Genomic DNA, 4,489 nt, shown 5'->3' on the forward strand with positions numbered 1-4,489 from the left:
GCCCCGGACCCCACCCCCTCCGCCACCGCGACTCGCACCGCCTCGGCCGGCCCGTCGGCGAGCCCCAAGGCGGCCGGCTCCTCGGCGCCGCCGTCCCCGTCGGCCGCGCCCGACAGGCCGCAGACCGGGGACGGCGGTACCCTCCGCATGGGAGACCGGGGGGCGGAGGTGACCGCCCTCCAGGAGGCGCTCCACGCGCAGGGGTTCACGTACGTGAAGGTCAGCGGCGTCTACGACGGGCAGACGAAGCGCGGCGTCGCCCAACTCCAGCGCGACCGCGACATCAAGGGCGACCCGTCGGGTGTCTACGGCCCGGCCACGCGGGCGGAGTTCACCATCTGACGGACCCGTGCGAGCTCGGCACGGTAACACCCGATAAAAGGGCTGGACCAGCGCATATCACTCCTCGGACAGTGTGGGAGCCGATCTCCACCGACCCGAGGAGCCGCCCATGTCCACGCTGAAGGTCACCGTCGAACAGCTGACCGTCCACGAGCATCCGAACGCCGACGCCCTGGAGCTCGCCCAAGTGGGCCTGTACCGCGCGGTCGTCGCCAAGGGGGCCTACACCACGGGCGACTTCGCCCTGTACATCCCCGAGCAGGCCGTCCTCCCCGCCGGCCTGATCGAGGAGCTCGGCCTGACCGGCCGCCTCTCCGGGTCCGGCGCCGACCGGGTGAAGGCGGTCCGGCTGCGCGGCGAGCTGTCGCAGGGCCTGGTGTGCCGGCCGCGCGCGCTCGCCGGCGTCGACCTGGCCCGCGCCGCCGAGGAGGGCACGGACTTCGCGGAACGGCTCGGCATCACCAAGTGGGTACCGCCGATCCCGACCTCGATGAGCGGGGACGTGGAGGCCACCCCCGACCTGCTGCCGTGGGTCGACATCGAGAACATCCAGCGCTATCCGGCCGTCTTCGAGCCGGGCGAGCAGGTCGTCCTGACGGAGAAGCTCCACGGCACCGCCTGCCTGCTCACCTACCTGGCCGCCGAGGACCGGGTGCTGGTCTCCTCCAAGGGCTTCGGCGCGAAGGGCCTGGCCCTCAAGGAGGACGAGCGCAACCTCTACTGGCGCGCCGTCCGCGGCCACCGCGTCTCCGAGGCCGCCGCGAAGCTCGCGGCCCGGCTGGGCGCCACCCGCGTCGGCGTCTTCGCCGAGGTGTACGGCGCCGGCGTCCAAGACCTGGCCTACGGCACCGACGCCCGCACGTCGGGCCCCGGCTACGCCGTCTTCGACGTGTCGGCCGAGATCGACGGGCAGGTCCGCTGGCTGGACGCGGCCGAACTCCTCGCCGACGGCGCCCTGCCCCTCGTACCGAGGCTGTACGAGGGCCCGTACGACCTGGACACGGTCCTCGAACTGGCGACCGGCCGCGAGACCGTCTCCGGCCGGCAGGCGCACCTGCGCGAGGGCGTCGTCATACGCCCGGCCGCGGAGCGGTACAGCCCGGTCGTCGGCGGCCGGGCCATCGCCAAGGCGGTCAGCCCCGCCTACCTGACCCGCAAGGGAGGCACCGAGTTCGAGTAGCGCGCGCCCGGCCGCGGACCGTGGTGGGATGGGACCGGCCCACACCCACACGAGAGGTCGGTGCGATGTCCGAGGACACCATGCGGGCGATGGCGTACGACGCGTACGGCGGGACGGAGGTGCTCCGCGAGACCCGCCTGCCCATGCCGAAGGTCGCGCCGGGGGAGGTCCTCGTCAAGGTCCGGTGCGCCGCGGTCAACCCAGTCGACTGGAAGATCATGGCGGGAGGCCTCGACGGGCTGATGGACGTCCTCTTCCCGGTGGTCCCCGGCTGGGACGTCTCGGGAACCGTCGAGCGGCTCGGCATCGACGTCCCCGAGTTCGCGGTCGGCGACGAGGTGATGGCGTACGCGCGCAAGGACCACGTCCACGGCGGCACCTTCGCCGAATACGTGAGCGTCCCCGTGCGCGCCCTCGCCCGCAAGCCGGCCTCGCTCGGCTGGCGCGAGGCGGCGGGCCTCCCGCTGGCCGGCCTCACCGCCTACCAGTTGCTCACCCGCCTTGACACCGGCGAGGGCGACACGGTCCTCGTCCACGGCGCGGCCGGAGGCGTCGGCAGCTTCGGCGTGCAGATCGCCCGGGCGCTCGGCGCCCGCGTCATCGGCACGGCCTCCCCGCGCAACCACGACCGCCTGCGCGAACTGGGCTGCGAGCCGGTGCAGTACGGCGACGGCCTGGTCGACCGGGTCCGGGCGCTCGCCCCGGACGGGGTGTCCGTCGTGGCGGACTTCGTCGGCGGCGTCCTCGACGTCACCCAGGCCGTCCTCGCGCCGGCCGGCCGCCACGCCTCGATCGCCGACCCCGGCGTCCTCGGCGCGAACGGCCAGTGGATGTGGGTCCGCCCGAGCGGCGGCGACCTCACCGAACTCGCCAAGCTCGCCGACAGCGGCCGACTGAAGGTCACGGTCGCCGAGACCTTCCCCCTCGCCGAGGCCGCCGCGGCCTTCGCCCTCAACCAGGAGGGCCACACGGCAGGCAAGATCATCATCGAACCCTGACCCGCCACCCCGCGGCGGACCGCTGCTCCATGCGGCACGTCGGTCCGGAGCGGCGGAACCGGGAGGGAAGCGCTTCGACTCCGGCCGTACCCCCGCAAACCGAGCCCACGCCCCCTACCCCGCCGTCGGGACGTCCCCTCCCTCAGCCCACTCCACGCTCACGCCCGGCAGGCCCGCGCACCACCGGGCCGCCGCCTCCTCCAGTCGGGCGCGGTCCGGCGGGGCCGCCCCGAGTCCCACGGCGTACCGCACCGCACCACCCGAGGAGGCGAGGGGCCGCGGCCAGGCGTGCACGCCGGCGCCGCCGCCACCGCCGGCGCCGCCGCCCAGCTCCTCCAGCGCCCCCACCAGGGCCCGCATCTGCCCCCGCGCCCGACCCAGGGCCTCCTCGAACTCCCGCGGCGTGTCGCCCCGTACGGTGACCACCGCCCACGCCGCGTGCCGACGGTGCAGTGCCGGCACGGCGGACAGCTCCGCCACACCGGTCGGACCGGCCTCCAGCAGCTCCCAGGCCCGGTACAGCTCCTGCGTCAGCAGGTCGCGCATCGCGGGCCCCACCTGCGCGGTGCAACTCCGCACCGGGGCAGACGGGGTGAGGACCGTGAGAGCAGCCTCACCGCCACCGGGCGCCGCCGACGGCTCGGCGCCGCCCGCCCCGGTCAACCCGACCGGCTCACGCCAGTCCCAGGCTGCCCAGGTCGCGAAGAACGACCGCAGCAGCGCGGCGCCGCGCACCTCCGGAGCCTCCATCACCGTACGCGCCGCCAGCACCGTCCAGGCCACCCCCGGAACCCCGCCGAACGGCGCCGAATCCACTCCGCGCGCCCGGGCCCAGGCCTTGACCTGCCGTGCCAGTGCGGCGAACGCCGCCTGCCGCTCGGGCCCGCCCGCAGCCGCGGCGGCGCACACGGCCTCCGCATCCGACACCGCGCTCAGCGCGACCGCCCCCGCCTCGCCGAGCTCCGCCCTGCGCGCCACGGCCTCCTCGGGCCGGATCCCGCCGGTGCCGACGACGACCACGTCCACGTCCGTCCCGTCCACGTGCAGCCGCAGCCCGGGCACGCGCGCGCCCCTCACGACCCGCAGCCGTCGGGCCCGGGGGAGTGCCGCCGCGACGCGCTCCCGCACGGCTTCCATGTCGGGGTCGCCGGGCAGGGCCGCGACGAGGTCCAGGTCGGCTCCGGGCAGGGCGCAGCCCATGCGGCGCGATCCGACGACGTGCACGACGCCGTCCGCGAGGGCTCCGGCGATGCAGTCGGCGACGCCTCCGGCACCGGCGGCCTCGTCCCCTCCCTCCGCGTGCCCCTCCCGGTCTGATGCCACCGGCCCCGGCTCCGGCAGCCAGCGCACACTCCCCGTCCCCAGCCGCACCGTGGCCCGGACCCGCATCGGCTCGTCGCCGCGCCGCGAGAGCACGGCCAGCTCTTCGACCCGGGCGTCGCGCCCGGCTGCCGGCCCGCCCAGCCGGGCGGTGAAATCCGCCAGCGCCTGCTGCGGGTCGGCGCTGCGCCCCAGCGTCAGGTGCGGTGTGAAGCCCCCGCCGCGCCCCCGGCAGGCGGGGAACCGGGCGGCGAGGGCCTGCCGCAGCTCCTGCCACGGGGCTTCGCCGGCGGCGGCCGGGTCCAGCCAGAGCGCGGCATCCCCGCGGTGCCCGAAGTCGTACACGCCCGCCATCCGCACCGGGAACGGCGCCGTCGCGGCGGCGGCTTCGGCGAGCAGCGGCACGGCCTCCTCGAAGGAGGCCTCGGGGACGAACCCGAACAGCAGGTTCACATGCGCGGGCCACCGTCCGAATGCGGGATCGTGCTCGCGCCGCAGCGCATCGACGGCGGGATCGTACGGCGGCAGCCAGGCGACCGCAGTCCGCGAGGTCGGCGCGCCCGCGAGGGCGCCCGAGCCCTCGACGCGCGCGACGCCCGAGCCCTCGACGCGCGCGACGCCCGAGCCCTCGACCGCGTCGCCCCCGGCC

General features: G+C 76.0%; 4 protein-coding genes. 3 read left to right on the forward strand and 1 reads right to left on the reverse strand.

Features of this window, described 5'->3' with window-relative positions; all coding sequences use genetic code 11:
- The 3 genes from EF903_RS34855 to EF903_RS29235 all read left to right on the forward strand — a co-directional run.
- Nucleotides 1–342, forward strand: a 342-nt coding sequence (locus EF903_RS34855) for a peptidoglycan-binding protein (RefSeq protein WP_221888793.1), incomplete at its 5' end; no start/stop codon positions are given.
- 109 nt (nucleotides 343–451) lie between these two features.
- Nucleotides 452–1,522, forward strand: a complete 1,071-nt coding sequence (locus EF903_RS29230) for an RNA ligase (ATP) (protein WP_125548017.1) — start codon at nucleotides 452–454, stop codon at nucleotides 1,520–1,522.
- An 80-nt stretch (nucleotides 1,523–1,602) separates the two neighbouring features.
- Nucleotides 1,603–2,520 carry an NADP-dependent oxidoreductase gene (locus tag EF903_RS29235; protein ID WP_125548018.1) on the forward strand — a complete coding sequence of 306 codons (918 nt, stop codon included), beginning with the start codon at nucleotides 1,603–1,605 and terminating at the stop codon, nucleotides 2,518–2,520.
- 114 nt (nucleotides 2,521–2,634) lie between these two features.
- Here EF903_RS29235 and EF903_RS29240 read toward each other — a convergent pair.
- The coding region (locus EF903_RS29240; protein WP_185902887.1) for a poly(A) polymerase at nucleotides 2,635–4,489 on the reverse strand (1,855 nt) is incomplete at its 5' end.

The organism is Streptomyces sp. WAC05292 (assembly GCF_003949955.1).
GTDB lineage: Bacteria > Actinomycetota > Actinomycetes > Streptomycetales > Streptomycetaceae > Streptomyces > Streptomyces globosus.

Excerpts from the sequence above, each read along its gene's own strand:
- EF903_RS29230 (WP_125548017.1), top strand. The coding sequence starts at position 452 with ATGTCCACGCTGAAGGTCACCGTCGAACAGCTGACCGTCCACGAGCAT.
- EF903_RS29235 (WP_125548018.1), top strand. The coding sequence starts at position 1,603 with ATGCGGGCGATGGCGTACGACGCGTACGGCGGGACGGAGGTGCTCCGC.